Source organism: Eubacterium oxidoreducens (assembly GCF_900104415.1).
Classification (GTDB): Bacteria; Bacillota; Clostridia; order Lachnospirales; family Lachnospiraceae; genus Eubacterium_C; species Eubacterium_C oxidoreducens.
Genome location: NZ_FMXR01000015.1, coordinates 32,954 through 49,207, shown reverse-complemented (window position 1 = coordinate 49,207; position 16,254 = coordinate 32,954). Strand labels below are relative to the sequence as shown.

Genomic DNA, 16,254 nt, shown 5'->3' with positions numbered 1-16,254 from the left:
AGAAACGATCAGGGGAGCCGAAAGGCTGAGAAAGGCATATAATGCTTTGACCCTTATTACCTGATCCGGATCATACCGGCGTAGGGAGATTGTGCAGATTCAATAGATTTTACATAATCACAGACCTATGCTATTGCAGCATAGGTTTTTCTTTATTTAAGGAATATTTCAGTCATAAGACAGAACGCCGATTGAGACAACTATTACAGAAGAAAGGAGGAGTCGTTTATGAACGCAAGCGTGGCTATTCAGGTACTTCCGGAAGCTTCGTCGCAAGAGGAATTGATTCGCGTGGTAGATGAGGTGATTGCATACATCAAGTCGACCGGACTTAATTGCTCAGTAGGTCCTTTTGAGACGACCATTGAGGGAGATTATGATGAATTAATGGACATTGTAAAGGAATGTCAGAAAATCGCCGTAAAGGCTGGGGCACCATATGTTGCCTCATATGTTAAGATCGTATACAGACCTGAGGGAGAAGTACTTTCCATTGAAAAGAAGATTACAAAACATCACAAGTAAGTTCATACCGCTAACTGCAATTGCTATTATCATTATCGCCTGGCAGGCGGTGGCAATGTTAGAAATCGTTCCGCATTATATGTTGCCGAGTCCGGTATCGGTTGTGCAAGCATTCATTGAAGATTTTCCGCTGCTTATGGGACATGCCAAAACAACAGTAGTGGAGGCGTTAATTGGGCTGGCAATAGGTACTGCACTAGGATTTTTATGTGCTGTGCTGATGAATCATTTTAAAGGATTCTATAAAGCCTTTTATCCGATTGTTGTGATTACACAAACGATTCCGACTGTAGCAATTGCACCGCTTTTGATTTTGTGGCTGGGTTATGCTATGGCACCGAAAATAGTACTGGTTATTATCACTGCATTCTTCCCAATTACGATTGGATTGCTAGAGGGATTTGCCAGTGTTGATAGGGAAGCCGTTTCGCTGTTTCGGGCGATGGGAGCAAAGCCGATGCAGATCTTTCGCTATATGAAGATGCCGGCAACGCTTGGAGAATTTTTTTCTGGACTTCGAATTTCGGCGGCATATTCGATTGTAGGAGCGGTTGTTGCGGAATGGCTGGGGGGATATAACGGTCTTGGCGTTTATATGATGCGCGTTAAAAAATCATATTCCTATGACAAGATGTTTGCGGTTATTGTTCTGATATCCGCAATTAGTTTGTTACTTATGTGGGGACTTGGAAGAGTACAAAAAGTATTGATGCCATGGGAAAAAACAAAGAAACATGAGGAGTAGAATTGATGAAAAAGAAGATTATAGCAGCATTATTGACAGGAGTTATGACTGCATCACTTGCAGCGTGTGGAACGACATCGACACAGACATCATCAAGTGATACAAGTCAGGATAAAGAGTTGACAAAAATTACATTTGCATTGGACTGGACACCGAATACGAATCATACGGGGCTTTATGTAGCGGATGCACTGGGATATTTTGAGGATGCCGGTATTGAAGTTGAATTTGTTCAAACGTCAAGTGGATATGGTTCGGAACTGGTAGGTGTAGGACAAGCAGAATTTGGAATTGATTTTCAAGATACTATGGCATATACCTATGCTTCAGAAGATCCGATTCCTGTAACGGCGATTGCTGCAGTTATTCAGCATAATACAAGTGGAATTATTACCCGTGCGGACAGTAATGTTACATCGCCGAAAGGATTAGAAGGTCTTCACTATGCAACCTGGGAAGATCCAATGGAGCAGACTTTGCTAGAGTATTGTGTAGAACAAGACGGTGGAGTTTGGGACAATGTTATCTTAGATCCGGTAACCGTAGATGATGCAGTGGCAGGACTTCAGTCCAATATTGATGCTGTCTGGATTTATTATGCATGGGATGGTATTCGGGCAGAACTATCAGACCTTGATACGAACTTTTTCTTCCTGAAAGATTATTGTTCGGATATGGATGAATACACACCGGTAATTATTGGAAATGATGAATACATGCAGGAGAATCCGGAAGTTACGAAAGCATTTGTGGCAGCTGTTCGAAAAGGTTATGAATATGCAATTGACAATCCGGATGAGGCGGCCAAAATATTATGCGAGGAAGTTCCGGAATTGGATGAGGAGCTTGTAACGGCTTCACAGGAATGGCTGGCTGATCAGTATAGCAAAGACGCACCATATTGGGGCTATATTGATGAAGAACGTTGGGACGGAGTTTATGACTGGATGTATGAAAACAAACTTGTAGAAAATGAAATTGCAGACGGAACCGGATTTACAAATGATTATAATCCGGAGTAGAAGGATTAGGATATGAGTGATACAGTGTTAACTGCAAAGCAGATTACGCATAGTTATGAAAAAGAAAATATTATAGAAGATGTATCGGTACATCTAAAAAAAGAAGAGATAGTTAGTCTGCTTGGCGTTAGTGGTGTCGGGAAGACAACGCTTTTTCAGATCCTGTCCGGTCTTGTGCGCCCAGACAGTGGGCAGGTTTACTTGCATGAGCAAGAGATCACAGGACAGGCGGGACATGTCAGTTATATGTTACAAAAGGATCTTTTGATGCCGTATCACACTATGGAGGACAACGTGGCAATGCCTTTAATCATACAAGGCATGAAAAAATCAGAGGCAAGAAAGAAAGCTTCTTCGTATTTTGCAGAATTTGGCATTGAAGGAACGCAGCGACAATACCCTTCTCAATTGTCCGGAGGTATGCGGCAAAGGGCAGCACTTCTTCGGACGTACCTGTTTGGAAAAGAGGTGGCGCTTTTGGATGAGCCATTTTCTGCCTTGGATGCGATTACAAAAAGTGAGATGCACAGATGGTATCTTGAGGTAATGCATCGGATTCGATTGTCAACTATTTTTGTAACCCATGATATCGAAGAAGCACTTTTTTTGTCGGATCGTATTTGGATTATGGCAGGGCATCCCGGTCGAATCGTAAAAGAGATCGTACTTCCAAAGAAAAAAGAAGATTTTTTGCTGACCAATGATAGTATTGAGATAAGACGAGAAATCTTAAGTGTGTTATAATTGTAGGAAAAAACGGAAGTGAGATAAGAATGAACGGGAAGATTCGAACGACTTTGCTTGGCGTGATACAAGTACTGATTTATATAATTCTTAACGGTATTATTTATCAAATATTGGCACTGATGTTTCAAAATACATCAGTGCCTTATAATTTATTGGCGATAATTTCACATCTTATTTGCCTGCCTTTGTTGCTGCGATGGAGAAGACTAGAACGGATGAAAATAATGATTGCACCGCGAAAACAAGCAACAGGTGGAGTTGTGGTGCTGGCACTTGTGATAGCGCCGCTACTTAATAATTTGATTTATCTAAGTAACATAATGAAGACTTCAGGTAATTATCAGAATGTGAATGAGAGCTTTGGGGAAGGGGCAGCAATCTGGCTGTTTTTGTATACTGTAATTATGACACCCATTGCAGAAGAATTATTATATCGCGGGATTTTGTACGAGAAGATAAAAGAATGCTACAGACCTGTGTGGGGGATTTTGATTAGTGCGATTGTGTTTGGGATCGTTCATGCGAATATACCACAATTTTTTTATGCAACAGGTGTCGGAGTTATATTGGCGCTGGTATATCGGCAGGGCGGATTGCGATGGTGTATTATGACACACGCAGCGGTGAATTTACTTGCATTAGTACGACGCTTTGATTGGATTGCATCCTGGGAAGGAGAGCGCGAACATATTCTTTATGAAAGCGCAATATTGGCGATAGCGGGAATTGTGATAGTGCTTTTGATGATACGAAAGATTCAAAAAATCAAGTATTGAAAAAAGATATTTCTTTGTTAAAATATATCTTGAATTTGTAAAAAAGAGGTATCGTTTTGTTATGAATAAAAAAGAAGTACTGGAAATCAGAAAGCAGTTTACACCGGCTAATTGTGCAATAGACAGAATATGTGGCTGTTATGTGGACTATGAAAAGAACAAGATCATGACATCAAAGGATGCATTTCTTAGTCTGCCGGAGGAAGAAGAGCATAAGTATTTTGATATATTCAAAAAAACGCTGGGCGGTACTGTTGGTAAGAATCTGACAACAATGGAATTCCTACTGGAACAAGAGCAGCCGGGTGGTAGTCAGGAGTTTTTACTTAGACTTCGTGACAGTAAGCTGCAAGATGACCAACTGTTAGAAGATTTTTATAATAAAATGATTGATGAATATTTTTATGAAGAAAATTATTATATTGTATTGATTCATGGAAATTATGATGTGCCGGGGAAGACGAGTGACGGGTTAGAGATGGAGGATGCGTCGGACAGTGTTTATGAATTTATTTTGTGTTCAATTTGTCCGGTAACGATGTCTAAGGCTGGATTGTCTTATGACTCGATGACCAATTCCATGGCAGAGCGAGTACGTGACTGGGTGGTTCAGCCGCCAATTAACGGGATGTTGTTTCCGGCATTTGAAGATCGCACGGCAGATATTCATAAGGTGTTATATTTTGCAAAGAATCCAGAAATCATGCAGGAGAATTTTATCTCGCAGATTTTAGGAAGCGTGCCAAGTCTTACACCGGGGGGCCAAAAGGATTCTTTTCATGAAGTTCTTACAATGACCCTTGAACAAAACGGAGATTTTGATACAATAAAGATGATTCACGAGAATATCTCAGAACTTGTTGAGGAAAGCAAGGATGAGGATGAACTTGTGATGCTGGGAAAAGAGCAGGTGTCACAGCTGTTATCGAACAGTGGAGTGGGACATGATGATCTTGAGTTCTTTGAAGAATTATATGACGAGAAGGTTGGAGAACGCGAAGAGCTGGTACTCAATAATATTGCAGAAACTAAGAAATTTCAGATTGAGACACCGGACGTTGTAATTAAAGTAGATCCGGAGCGGGCAATGATGATTGAAACAATGGATATTGATGGTCGTCATTGTATTGTGATTCCGGCAGAAGGAAATGTCGAAGTGAATGGGGTTAGTGTCAGTCTGCGGAAGGATAAAGGAGATAGTGAATAAGTATGAGTCATCTTACCTTGTCGCATAATATGATGGGATGTCGGTTTGACAACTGGATTAAGTTATTAAAAGAGAATAATGTCAGCAAGGAAAAGAAAGGGCAGGCGATGTTTATCACATTCGTATCGGCCATGTTGGCGATCCCTGCCGGACTGGAACGACTGCTGTTTGATGGGAGAATCCGAAGGACCAAGATTACAAAGGATCCTTTATATGTAATTGGTCACTGGAGAACCGGAACAACCTTTTTGCAGAATTTACTTAGCAAGGATAAGCAGTTTGGATGGTTTGATCCGATGAAGACGGTATCTTTTAATAATTGCATCTTATTAAAGGATGTTTTGCCTAAAGTTGAGAAAATCCTTTTAAAAGATGCAAGACCGATGGACAATCTTGATTATACAATTGATTTGCCTATGGAAGAGGTGTTTGCACAGGCGACAATTTCGACACAGGCGATTTCTCATATGCTTGTATTTCCCGATAAAGGAAAAGGCGTGAAATATATCGAGACGGCTTTTATTGATGAGCAAGATGAAAAAAAGCAAAAAGAATGGACGAAAGCTTATGATTATATTCTTAAGAAAGCGACATATCTTGAGCATGGAAAGCAATTAATGCTTAAGAGTCCGGAGAATACTTGCCGGATTCGAAAGCTTAAGAAGTGCTATCCGGGAGCAAAATTTATTAATATTTATCGCAATCCTTATGTGGTAGCAAGATCGACAAAGAATATGTTTTTAAAAGAAATGAATCTTCTTAGTCTTTCAGAGCCTCCATCCGAAGAATTTATTGAGGATACGATTGTAGAACTTATGGCTAGAATTTATCGCAAAGCTTTTCGGGATCTTTCCATGATGAATGAAGCAGATTATATTGAAATTCGATATGAGGATTTTGTAAAGAATCCGATGCCATATATGCGTAAGATTTATGAGCATCTGGGCCTTGGCGGATTTGATGACGCGAAAGACAGTTTCCAGAAATATTTGGATGATATGCAGGATTATAAGACGAATCAATATGAGTTTTCTTCGGAACTCATTCGCAAAGTCAATGAAAAGCTTGGGTTTTATTTTGAAAGATATGGATATCAGATGTTAGAACCGAATAAAGTGAATCAGGCATGATATAAAAGGTACTGCATAAACAGTACCTTTTTACTGTTTGTTGGATTTTGGATAGACAAATGTTTATCTATGCTCTAATATAAGTAGGTAGCAAAAAAAGCGTTTACAGGAGGACAAAAAAATGAAAAAGTTAATCAGTTCATTACTGATTGCAGGATTATCGGTAGCCATGCTGGCTGGATGCTCAAGCAGTGGTGCAGATTCGGATGCAACGTCGACAGCAGAAGGAACAACGCAGGTATCTGCAGCTGATATTAAGATTGGTGTAATCTATATCGGCGATGAGAACGAGGGATATACGGAGTCTCATATGAAGGGAATAGACCAGATGATGGAAGATCTTGGAATTTCAGAAGATCAGGTTATCGAAAAGACGACTATTCCGGAAAGTGAAGAATGCTATGATGCAGCTGTTGATCTTGCAGAACAGGGATGCGATATTATTTTCGGAACAAGCTTTGGACATGAGGACTATATTAAGCAGGCTGCAGAGGAATTTCCGGAGATTCAGTTCTGTCATGCAACAGGATATCAGGCAGCATCTTCAGGACTTTCTAACATGCACAATTACTTTGATAATATTTATGAAGCACGCTATGTAAGTGGTGTAGTTGCTGGTCTTAAATTAAATGAAATGATTGAAGCAGGCGAAGTGACAGAAGATGCTTGCAAGATTGGTTATGTTGGTGCATATCCATATGCAGAGGTGGTATCAGGATATACAGCGTTCTATCTTGGTGTTAAGAGCGTATGCGATAGCGCAACAATGGAAGTACAGTATACAAACAGCTGGGCAGATATCTCTAAGGAAAAAGAGACTGCAGATGCATTGATTGCAGATGGCTGTGTGTTAATATCTCAGCATGCAGATACAACCGGAGCACCTTCAGCATGTGAGGAAAAGGGCGTTCCTTGTGTTGGTTACAATGTTGATATGACATCAGTAGCAGCAACAACAGCACTGACATCATCGACGAATAACTGGGCAGTATATTATGATTATGCAGTTAGTTGCGTGTTAAATGGTGAAGCCATTGCAACTGATTGGTCAGAAGGATTTGCTTCAGATGCAGTAGCTCTTACAACACTTGGAGATGCTTGCGCAGAAAGAACACAGGATAAAGTAGATGAAGTAATTGCAGCAATCAAAGATGGAAGTCTTAAGGTATTTGATACATCAACATTTACAATTGGTGGTAAGTCAATTGAAGATTTGATTGCAGAAGGTGGAGATTATGCTTCCTATGAGCAGTATGTATCGGATGGAGTATTCCAGGAATCAACAGTTATTTCGGCACCGGCATTTGATCTAAGAATTGATGGCATTACAGAATTAACGACAGAATAATTTGCCGCAATAGGTAAAATACACGGTAGGGCGGGGCTTTGTTATACAAAGCTCCCGCTTTTTGCAGTTTTGCTTTATTTCAGAGTTTTTGCATTTTCATGGAAAAATTGTGAAAGGGAACAAAGCAGTTTAAGGAGGAACAAAGTGGAAGTGAAAAATGCCATTGAACTAAAAAATATAACCAAACGTTTTGGCGATGTGGTTGCAAATGACAATATTAATCTTTCTGTTAGAGAAGGCGAAATCTTAGCAATATTAGGAGAAAATGGAAGCGGAAAGACTACGCTTATGAATATGCTGTCCGGTATTTATTTTCCGGATGAGGGAAATATATTCGTAGATGGAAAAGAAGTTGTGATTCGCTCACCAAAGGATTCTTTTGATCTGGGAATCGGAATGATTCATCAACATTTTAAATTGGTGGATGTATTGACGGCCGGTGAAAATATTGTTCTTGGTCATAAGTGGAAAAGAGGCGTTAAGAGAGAGGATATCTATAAAGACGCCGAAGAACTTACAAATAAGTATGGATTTGAACTTGATCTGACACAAAAGATATATGACATGTCAGTTTCACAAAAGCAGACGGTTGAAATTGTTAAAGTGTTATATCGAGGAGCCAATGTACTGATTCTTGATGAGCCTACAGCTGTTTTGACACCACAGGAGACGGAAAAACTCTTTCAAGTTTTGCGTAATATGAAAAAGAGTGGGAAGTCAATTATCATTATTACGCATAAACTAAATGAGGTTCTTGAGATATCAGATCGAGTAACGATTCTTAGAAAAGGTAAATATATTGATACGATTGATACAAAAGATGCAGACACTTCAAAGCTCACGGAAATGATGGTGGGTGAGAAAGTAACACTTGATATTAATCGGAAGGATCCGGTAAATACGCAGAAGCGAATTGTTGTAGAAGATCTTGTCTGTAAAAATCTTGAGGGAAGAAATATTCTAGAACATATTTCTTTTACAGCCAATAGCGGGGAGATTCTTGGAATAGCCGGTATCTCCGGTAACGGTCAAAAAGAATTGTTAGAATCCATCGTTGGATTGCATACGATATCATCCGGAAGAATTTTGTATTATCCGCCATCCGGTGAAGAAATACAGATTTCGGGGATGAAGACAGCGAAAATCAGAGAATTAGGAATCAATATGGCATTTGTTCCGGAAGATCGTCTTGGTATGGGATTGGTAGCCGGAATGGACATGGTAGATAATATGATGATTCGCGGTTATAAAGACGGCGGTTTCTTTTTTGCGGATCGAAAGTCGCCGCGTAAGTTAGCAGAGCGAGTGGTAGATCGTTTGAACGTTGTAACTCCGGGAGTGGATTATCCGGTTGGAAGATTGTCCGGAGGAAATGTTCAAAAGGTTTTGGTTGGACGAGAAATTGCTTCTGATCCAATCGTTATGATGGTAGCATATCCGGTTAGAGGATTGGATATCAATTCTTCGTATACAATCTATAATCTTTTATGCGAAGAAAAAGAAAAAGGAACTGCTGTTATGTGTGTCGGTGAAGATTTGGATGTGCTGATGGATTTGTGTGATCGCATCATGGTTTTATGTGACGGAAAAATTAGCGGTATTGTAGATGCGAGAAAGACGACAAAAGAAGAAATCGGTCTGCTTATGATCGGAGGAAAGGAGGCAAGTAAATCATGAAAACATCGTATGCTTTAAATGATAAAGGCGTGTTCCGTCTGGCTAAGCGCGAAGATATGCCGAGGAAAAAAGCCTGGATGATTCGTGTGCTTGCCGTTGTATTTGCACTAATTGTATGCGCACTTGTGATTGTAGTAATAACAAAACAAAATCCGCTTCAGGTCTATGTTGGGCTTGTGGATGGAGCAGTTGGAAATGTTCGTCGTACCTGGCAGACGATTCGAGAGACGATGATTTTGTTAATTGTCGCAGTCGGATTGACGCCGGCATTTAAGATGCGTTTTTGGAATATCGGAGCAGAAGGTCAGATCTTGGTTGGCGGATGTGCATGTGCTGCTGTTATGATTTATTGCAGCGATAAGATGGCTGGTTGGCTTTTGATGATTGTTATGGTGATCGTTAGCTGCGGCGCAGGAATGATATGGGGATTAATTCCGGCATTTTTCAAGGCTAGACTTAATACGAATGAAACACTGTTTACATTGATGCTGAACTATGTCGCCACGCAGATTGTTACGTTTTGCATCGTATATTGGGAAAATCCGGTTGGATCTAATACGGTTGGAATTATCAATTCCGCGACTAAGAAAGGATGGCTTCCTCAGATTGGTACAAGTCAGGCCTATGTATTAATCGTAGTGATTGTCCTGGCACTTACGGCATTTATGTCCATCTATATGTCTAAGAGTAAGCAAGGATATGAAATAGCGGTTGTAGGTGCGAGTCAAAATACGGCACGTTATGCCGGTATTTCCGTGCGTAAAGTTATCCTTAGAACTATGGCAATTTCCGGAGCAATCTGTGGACTTGCGGGATTTTTAATGGTTAGCGGTTCTTCGCATACGATATCGACGGAGACAGCGGGCGGCCGAGGATTTACAGCAATTATTATTGCGTGGATGGCGCATTTTAATGCAGTATCTATGATTATAGTGTCACTTTTGATTGCGTTTTTACAACAAGGAGCAATTCAGATTGCATCCCAGTTTGGTCTGAATGATAATGCATCGGATGTTATCACCGGTATTTTGCTGTTTTTCTTAATTGGTAGTGAATTCTTTATTCAATATAAAATTGAATTTCATAGTGCGAAAAAGGAGGTAAAATAGTATGGGTATCATAGTTGTATTTATTCAAAAAGCTATTGGTCAGGGAATACCGATGCTATTTGGTGCTACCGGTGAGATTATGACGGAAAAGAGCGGTAACTTGAATCTTGGAATTCCGGGTATTATGTACATGGGTGGCGTTGCCGGTCTTATGGGCGCTTTTCATTATGAAAATGCAATAACTAATCCAAACGGATTTATAGGACTTATTATCGCATTGCTTTGCGGATTTGGATGCGCGGCATTAGGAGCATTTATATACAGTTTTCTTACCATTTCACTTCGAGCTAATCAGAATGTAGTTGGTCTTGCGCTTACTACTTTTGGTGTGGGATTTGGCAATTTCTTTGGAGGTTCTATGTCAAAGCTGGCAGGTGGTGTTGGACAGATTTCAGTTGCAACCACTGCAAAGGCCTTTCAGCAGAGTATACCGAAACTTTCAGAGATTCCGGTAATCGGACCGATTTTATTTTCTTATGGTTTTTTGACCTATGTTGCAGTGATACTTGCAATTTGTTTAACGCTTTTGCTTAAGAAGACAAGAGTTGGACTTAATCTTAGAGCAGTAGGTGAGAACCCGGCAACAGCAGATGCTGCCGGCATCAGTGTTACAAAGTATAAATACGTAACAACTGTTTTAGGAGGTGGAATTGCAGGATTAGGCGGAGTTTATTTCGTCATGGAATATCTAGGAGGAACCTGGACAAATAACGGATTTGGTGATAGAGGCTGGCTGGCAGTTGCACTTGTAATCTTTGCATTGTGGAATCCGGCTCATGCGATTTGGGGTTCATTCTTGTTTGGAGCATTATATATTTTATATTTATACATTCCGGGATTGGATCGTGCATCACAGGAAATCTTTAAGATGCTTCCATACGTGGTAACGATTATTGTATTAGTAATTACGAGTATTCGTAACAAGAGAGAGAATCAACCACCGGAAAGTCTTGGCCTTCCATATTATAGAGAAGAACGATAAAATCTTTAAAAGCATCGACATTAAAGTCGGTGCTTTTTTATGTTTTGTTAGAAAAACTCGCAAAATAGGATAAAAGTAATAGACAATTATGGGAGTTAAGTGTTATACTCACATTAGTGTTAGGAAAAATGTACGAGTTTTAAGTGTTTGATATTAAGGAGGAAAGCATTTTGCAGATTACAATCGGAAAATCTCAAAAAAAGGCAGCGAAAGAAGCTGTTGCTGAAGCTACGACGAAGATCAGTGCTCCGGCAGGTATTTATTTTCAATCATCTTATGAAAGTCTCGAAGAGATATCCGGCCTTTTAGCCGAAAAGTATCCGGATGTTCCACTTATTGGAACAAGTGCGACGTCTTATGTTGGAAAGGTTGTGTCAGATCAGATTCTGGTTGTAGTTGCATTTGGACAGGGAGCGCAGGTTAAGAGCGGCGTGCTTAGGTTTTTGTCAACTTCTCCTTTGTATGATATTGATGATTTAGATCAGGCATTAACGAGTCTTTCGGCAACTGCAGATAATACAGTGTGTCTTGAATATTGCACAAATGATGAGGAACAGCTCGTTTCATCGATGAATGTTGCCCTTGAGAAAAGAGGGATAACGCTTGCAGGTGGAACTGTTTTTGGTGTTCCAAATGGAAAGACTGCTTATGTCTGTGTGGACGGAGCAATTTATGAAGATGCATGTGCCTGGCTTGTTGTAAAGAATACTTCCGGTAAGATTCGAACTTATTCAGAAAATATCTATGGAATTCCGGTAGATGCCAAGAGACATGTTGCAACAGAAGTAAATACATCTAATAGAGAGTTGATTTCACTGGATCATCAAGCAGCGACTTCGGTTTATGAGCAAGAGACCGGCGTTGGTGGAAATGCAATCGTTGATAATGCATTACAAAATCCGCTTGGCCGAATCGTGGGAGATGATACTTATATTATTTCACCATACGAACTTGGCAAGAATGGAAGTATCATTTCATACAAACGGGTAAATGAAAATGATACGATTGCCATCTTGGAATTGCTTGATTATGATCAGATTAATGAACAGACCAGAGAGAAAATAGCTTCGGATGGTAAGGTGTCATTTGTATTTACGATTAATTGCATTTATCGACATATTTTGTTTGGTAATGAAAAATACATGGATCGATTCCTTTCCAATATGGAAGATTTAGGACCACATGTCGGTGTAGTTGGAGGCGGTGAACAATATAAGCTCCAGCATGTAAATCAGACTATGGTTGTAGTTGTGTTCGAATAGGAAAGGAGAACGAAGTCATGGGATTTTTTAACAGAAATAAACAAGAAGTTAAGATCGAACAAAAGGCGGAGCCGCAAGTTGTAAAAGCGACGATTAAGAAAAAGCCATTAAGAACGAAAGAAGAACAACTTGAACCAATTAAAGCAATTGGCGATTTTGCATTAATACAAAAGCGAAAATTACAAGATGAAGAGTATGTAACAATCAGTGGAATTGATACCATACACGATTCGTTTGGATTGGTGCAGGAAAGATATGAAAATATCATTGAAAGTGTTGAGAATTTTCAGATGGAATTTCAATCCATCAATACGGTGACGGAACATTTTGAAAATATTATCGATGAACTTATGACGGCGGCAGATGGCTCAAGTGAGGGAATGCAAAAGGTCGATGCCAGCTCTGATTCGGTTCTTGAAACAATCGAAGAGATGCAAAAAGTATTTGATGAATTCCAAAAGAGTTTTGATGATATTAAGCAAAAGGTGGAATTGATTAATGGATTTGCCACACAGACCAATCTGTTGGCGCTCAATGCATCCATCGAAGCTGCCAGAGCGGGAGAAGCAGGAAAAGGCTTTGCTGTGGTTGCTACAGAGGTAAATAAGCTGGCACAGGAAATCAAAGATGTAGTCAGTGATATTGATGAGAGTATGGATGAGCTTGGCGATAATAACAATCGCTTGTTTGATTCACTTGAGGATACCAAGAAAGCCATTGATGCATCACATGAAAGTATCAATGAGACAGAAGAAGTGATTAATTCTATTCGAAGCGTGGCGGATCGGGTACGCGAGGAAAGTGAACAAATGTCGGTTGTGATTCAAAATTGTGATAATGAAATCATATCGGTGGCACAGGATATTGAAGGATCGCAGGAATATTTTAGTGATGTGGCAGAAAATGTGAATGATCTAAAGAATAAAATTACCAAGAAGGGGTACATGTTTGAGGATATGACAAATGTTCTTGAGCAGATTAGACCTTTAGTCGACAGAATTGTAGAAACAAAGTAACCTGTTATAGGTAGATGACCGGAAGTATCAAATGATATTTCCGGTCTTTTTTGCTGTCAAGACAAAGCTGAGCTACATGTTGCCATGTAGCTCAGGGGGGATGAGATTATGAAAAAATTAACTGCTCAGAACAAACTTTTAGGGGCGTTTGTCTGAGAGTATCAAATGAGTTTCCCTCATCTGATGAATATAGTATATAATTGAATTGTGATTACTTCATGTGAGAAATGTGAACGTTATGTGAAGATATTATGGAAGGAGTATGGAATGCGTTATCCGAAATTTTTAGAAGAACATGGAACAATCGGATTTGTTGCACCTGCATTTGGCTGCAATATAGAACCTTATAAAAGTGGTTTTGAACATTCTATTGAAAAATGGAAAGAGATGGGGCATAGCGTTTGGCTTGGCCCAAATGTTTACGAAGGAAGTGGAATTGGAATTAGTAATACACCAAAAGCGTGTGCAGATGAGCTTATGATGGCATTTTGTGACGATCAAAGTGATGTGCTGATTTCATGCGGAGGCGGTGAGCTGATGTGTGAGATTTTGTCGCATATGGATTTTGAACGAATCAAGAATGCGGAGCCTAAGTGGTATATGGGCTATTCTGACAATACGAATTTTACTTTTTTGCTGACGACATTATGTAATGTGGCATCTATATATGGGCCATGCGCTGCAACATTTGGCATGGAGCCTTGGCATCGTGCGTTATATGATGCGTATGGAGTGCTGCGAGGAACCAATCTTACCGTTCATGGATATGATAAATGGGAGATGGAATCGCTTAAGTCTGAGGACAATCCGCTTGCACCGTATAATTGTACCAATGATAAGCATTTGATTTATGGTCAAAAAGAAGACCGGGTTCATATGGAAGGGCGAATGATAGGCGGGTGCCTCGATTGTTTGTCCAATCTGGTGGGGACCGGATATGATCAAGTGAAGCTATTTAACTCTTTATATGGAGAGGATGGAATTATCTGGTTTTTAGAATGCTGTGATCTTAATGTGATGTCCATCAGGCGTGCGTTATGGCAGTTGGATGAAGCCGGATGGTTTCGCGGTGCCAGCGGTTTTATAATTGGAAGGCCGATGCTGTATGATCAGCCGATGTTTGGCTTGGACCAATATGAGGCAGTAAAAGGGATTCTTGGCAAATATAATGTACCGATCGTGATGGATTGTGATTTTGGGCATCTGCCTCCATCCATGCCGCTGATTTGCGGAAGCTATGCAGTCATTGATGCTATAGGAGATGAAATTACGGTGGATATGAAAATAATCTAGTAAGGAAGGACAGGAGGAAAATAGATGACAAGAAGAGAACTAGAAATAACGGATCTAAATGAGATTGCAACGATTCTTAGTAAATGTAAGGTGTTGCATTTAGGGTTGGTAGATGATGGGATTCCTTATATAGTGCCAATGAATTTTGGATATACATTTGAAGAGGGGAAACTAGAGTTGTATCTGCACAGTGCTGTTAAGGGATATAAACTCGATGTGATAGAGAAAAATCCGGTATGCTGCTTTGAAATGGAATGTGATGTGGTACCATTTGAGGGTAAAGTGGCTTGTCAGTATGGGATGTCTTATTATTCACTGATGGGACGAGGAAAGGCGAAGATTGTTAATGACTCGCAGGAAAAGATTGCAATGATGAGTACATTTATGAAGTCGCAGACAGGGATGGATTTTGAATTCAATGAAAAGCTTGTTTCGATTGTAACCATGATTAAGATTGAGGTATCGGAATACACTGCAAAACACAGACCGATTCCGGAAGGACTTAGATAAAAGTAAAAGCAATGAGGCGATTGCTTCATTGCTTTTATAAGCTGCCAACGGGAATCGAACCCGTGAGTAAAAGCCTTAAAAACCCTTTGTTTTAGCGGAAAGGAGCGACTTGACCAATTTTAATTTAATCAGATATTTAATCAGTAGACCGAATAGGTCTTTTTTTTATGCAAAAAAATAAAGGCACATTTAGCAATTGCACCCGTGCAAGCATCGAGCCTTTTGTCTAAATCTACCTTTTCTAATACCTATTATATATACATAAACAATTATTGTCAAACATTTTGTAAAAAATGCAGAATTTTTTATTTTTTTTGATAAAAAAGTGCAGATTTTGCCAAAACCTTGCCCATAGATAAAGTGAAGGGAATTTTTAAGGTACTTATAGATTGATAAAAAATAATAAATCTTAAAAAAGGAGGAATTGTCTATGAGAAAGACAAATATGCTACTGAAAGAAGTTTTTGGTGCTCGCACATGGGGCACGCCCGAGTTGTCAGATGAAACAATCGAGGACCTGCTAAAAAGGGCTTCAGAATTGTGCTCATTTCTAAATCCTAGTGAAGAACTAGAAATGGCAATTCTTAGATTGTTCCTAGATAACAAGAAAGAGGAGTTTGGATTAAATTATAAAGTCCACAGACTTTCTCGAATTTATTTTGCCGTCTCGAACCTCATTCCAAGAGGTACTGAGGTGGTAATTGATAGATGCGTAATGAACGAAGCTCTCGTTACATTTTACGCATTATGTGATGAACTGTCACCGAAGACAGTATTACATCGCTATTACTTAGAGTGTCTTGAAACAGACGTCTCTAAGATTGCAGACGAGTTTCCTGCCCTTTTGGTGCAGAATCAACTTCGTCTGATTTTGAGAGAAGTTTCTCTCTTATTATCACTGTAAA

At 39.7% G+C, this 16,254-nt stretch carries 16 protein-coding genes and 1 riboswitch; all 16 genes read left to right on the top strand.

What is annotated here, in order from left to right:
- A riboswitch (TPP riboswitch) is annotated at positions 1 to 104 on the top strand.
- Positions 105 to 228: 124 nt separating this feature from the next.
- The 16 genes from BLS20_RS10275 (at position 229) to BLS20_RS10200 (ending at position 16,253) form a co-directional block, all read left to right on the top strand.
- Positions 229 to 525 carry a thiamine-binding protein gene (locus tag BLS20_RS10275; protein WP_090174287.1) on the top strand — a complete coding sequence of 99 codons (297 nt, stop codon included), beginning with the start codon at positions 229 to 231 and terminating at the stop codon, positions 523 to 525.
- Positions 494 to 1,270, top strand: a complete 777-nt coding sequence (locus tag BLS20_RS10270) for an ABC transporter permease (RefSeq protein WP_090174286.1) — start codon at positions 494 to 496, stop codon at positions 1,268 to 1,270. Before BLS20_RS10275 ends, BLS20_RS10270 begins: the two co-directional genes overlap by 32 nt.
- Before the next feature lie 5 nt (positions 1,271 to 1,275).
- Complete coding sequence (locus BLS20_RS10265; RefSeq protein ID WP_090174285.1) at positions 1,276 to 2,292, top strand: ABC transporter substrate-binding protein; 1,017 nt, start codon at positions 1,276 to 1,278, stop codon at positions 2,290 to 2,292.
- Between the two features lie 12 nt (positions 2,293 to 2,304).
- Positions 2,305 to 3,036, top strand: coding sequence for an ABC transporter ATP-binding protein (locus BLS20_RS10260; protein WP_090174284.1), 732 nt, complete (start codon positions 2,305 to 2,307; stop codon positions 3,034 to 3,036).
- 29 nt (positions 3,037 to 3,065) lie between these two features.
- Positions 3,066 to 3,815, top strand: coding sequence for a CPBP family intramembrane glutamic endopeptidase (locus BLS20_RS10255; RefSeq protein ID WP_090174283.1), 750 nt, complete (start codon positions 3,066 to 3,068; stop codon positions 3,813 to 3,815).
- A gap of 61 nt (positions 3,816 to 3,876) precedes the next feature.
- Positions 3,877 to 5,022: a DUF4317 domain-containing protein gene (locus tag BLS20_RS10250; RefSeq protein WP_090174282.1), complete on the top strand. Its 1,146-nt coding sequence runs from the start codon at positions 3,877 to 3,879 to the stop codon at positions 5,020 to 5,022.
- Positions 5,023 to 5,024: 2 nt separating this feature from the next.
- The gene (locus BLS20_RS10245) at positions 5,025 to 6,152 is read left to right on the top strand and encodes a sulfotransferase family protein (RefSeq protein WP_090174281.1); all 1,128 of its coding nucleotides are present in this window, start codon (positions 5,025 to 5,027) and stop codon (positions 6,150 to 6,152) included.
- A 121-nt stretch (positions 6,153 to 6,273) separates the two neighbouring features.
- The gene (locus tag BLS20_RS10240; RefSeq protein WP_090174280.1) at positions 6,274 to 7,500 is read left to right on the top strand and encodes a BMP family ABC transporter substrate-binding protein; all 1,227 of its coding nucleotides are present in this window, start codon (positions 6,274 to 6,276) and stop codon (positions 7,498 to 7,500) included.
- 144 nt (positions 7,501 to 7,644) lie between these two features.
- Positions 7,645 to 9,177 (top strand): ABC transporter ATP-binding protein, encoded by a 1,533-nt coding sequence (locus tag BLS20_RS10235; RefSeq protein ID WP_090174279.1) that lies wholly within the window; start codon positions 7,645 to 7,647, stop codon positions 9,175 to 9,177.
- Entirely contained in the window at positions 9,174 to 10,286 is a 1,113-nt protein-coding gene (locus BLS20_RS10230; RefSeq protein ID WP_090174278.1) for an ABC transporter permease, read from the top strand. The genes BLS20_RS10235 and BLS20_RS10230 overlap by 4 nt, the downstream gene beginning before the upstream one ends.
- Before the next feature lies 1 nt (position 10,287).
- A complete protein-coding gene (locus BLS20_RS10225; protein WP_090174277.1) occupies positions 10,288 to 11,268 on the top strand; it encodes an ABC transporter permease in 981 nt (326 codons plus the stop codon).
- Between the two features lie 170 nt (positions 11,269 to 11,438).
- Positions 11,439 to 12,530 (top strand): FIST N-terminal domain-containing protein, encoded by a 1,092-nt coding sequence (locus BLS20_RS10220; RefSeq protein ID WP_176762371.1) that lies wholly within the window; start codon positions 11,439 to 11,441, stop codon positions 12,528 to 12,530.
- A 17-nt stretch (positions 12,531 to 12,547) separates the two neighbouring features.
- Complete coding sequence (locus tag BLS20_RS10215) at positions 12,548 to 13,546, top strand: methyl-accepting chemotaxis protein (RefSeq protein ID WP_090174275.1); 999 nt, start codon at positions 12,548 to 12,550, stop codon at positions 13,544 to 13,546.
- A gap of 267 nt (positions 13,547 to 13,813) precedes the next feature.
- On the top strand, positions 13,814 to 14,839 hold the full coding sequence (locus BLS20_RS10210; protein ID WP_090174274.1) for a S66 family peptidase: 1,026 nt from the start codon (positions 13,814 to 13,816) through the stop codon (positions 14,837 to 14,839).
- A gap of 24 nt (positions 14,840 to 14,863) precedes the next feature.
- Complete coding sequence (locus BLS20_RS10205; RefSeq protein WP_090174273.1) at positions 14,864 to 15,349, top strand: pyridoxamine 5'-phosphate oxidase family protein; 486 nt, start codon at positions 14,864 to 14,866, stop codon at positions 15,347 to 15,349.
- Positions 15,350 to 15,779: 430 nt separating this feature from the next.
- The gene (locus BLS20_RS10200) at positions 15,780 to 16,253 is read left to right on the top strand and encodes a hypothetical protein (protein ID WP_090174272.1); all 474 of its coding nucleotides are present in this window, start codon (positions 15,780 to 15,782) and stop codon (positions 16,251 to 16,253) included.
- The last annotated feature ends 1 nt before the right edge of the window (position 16,254 follow it).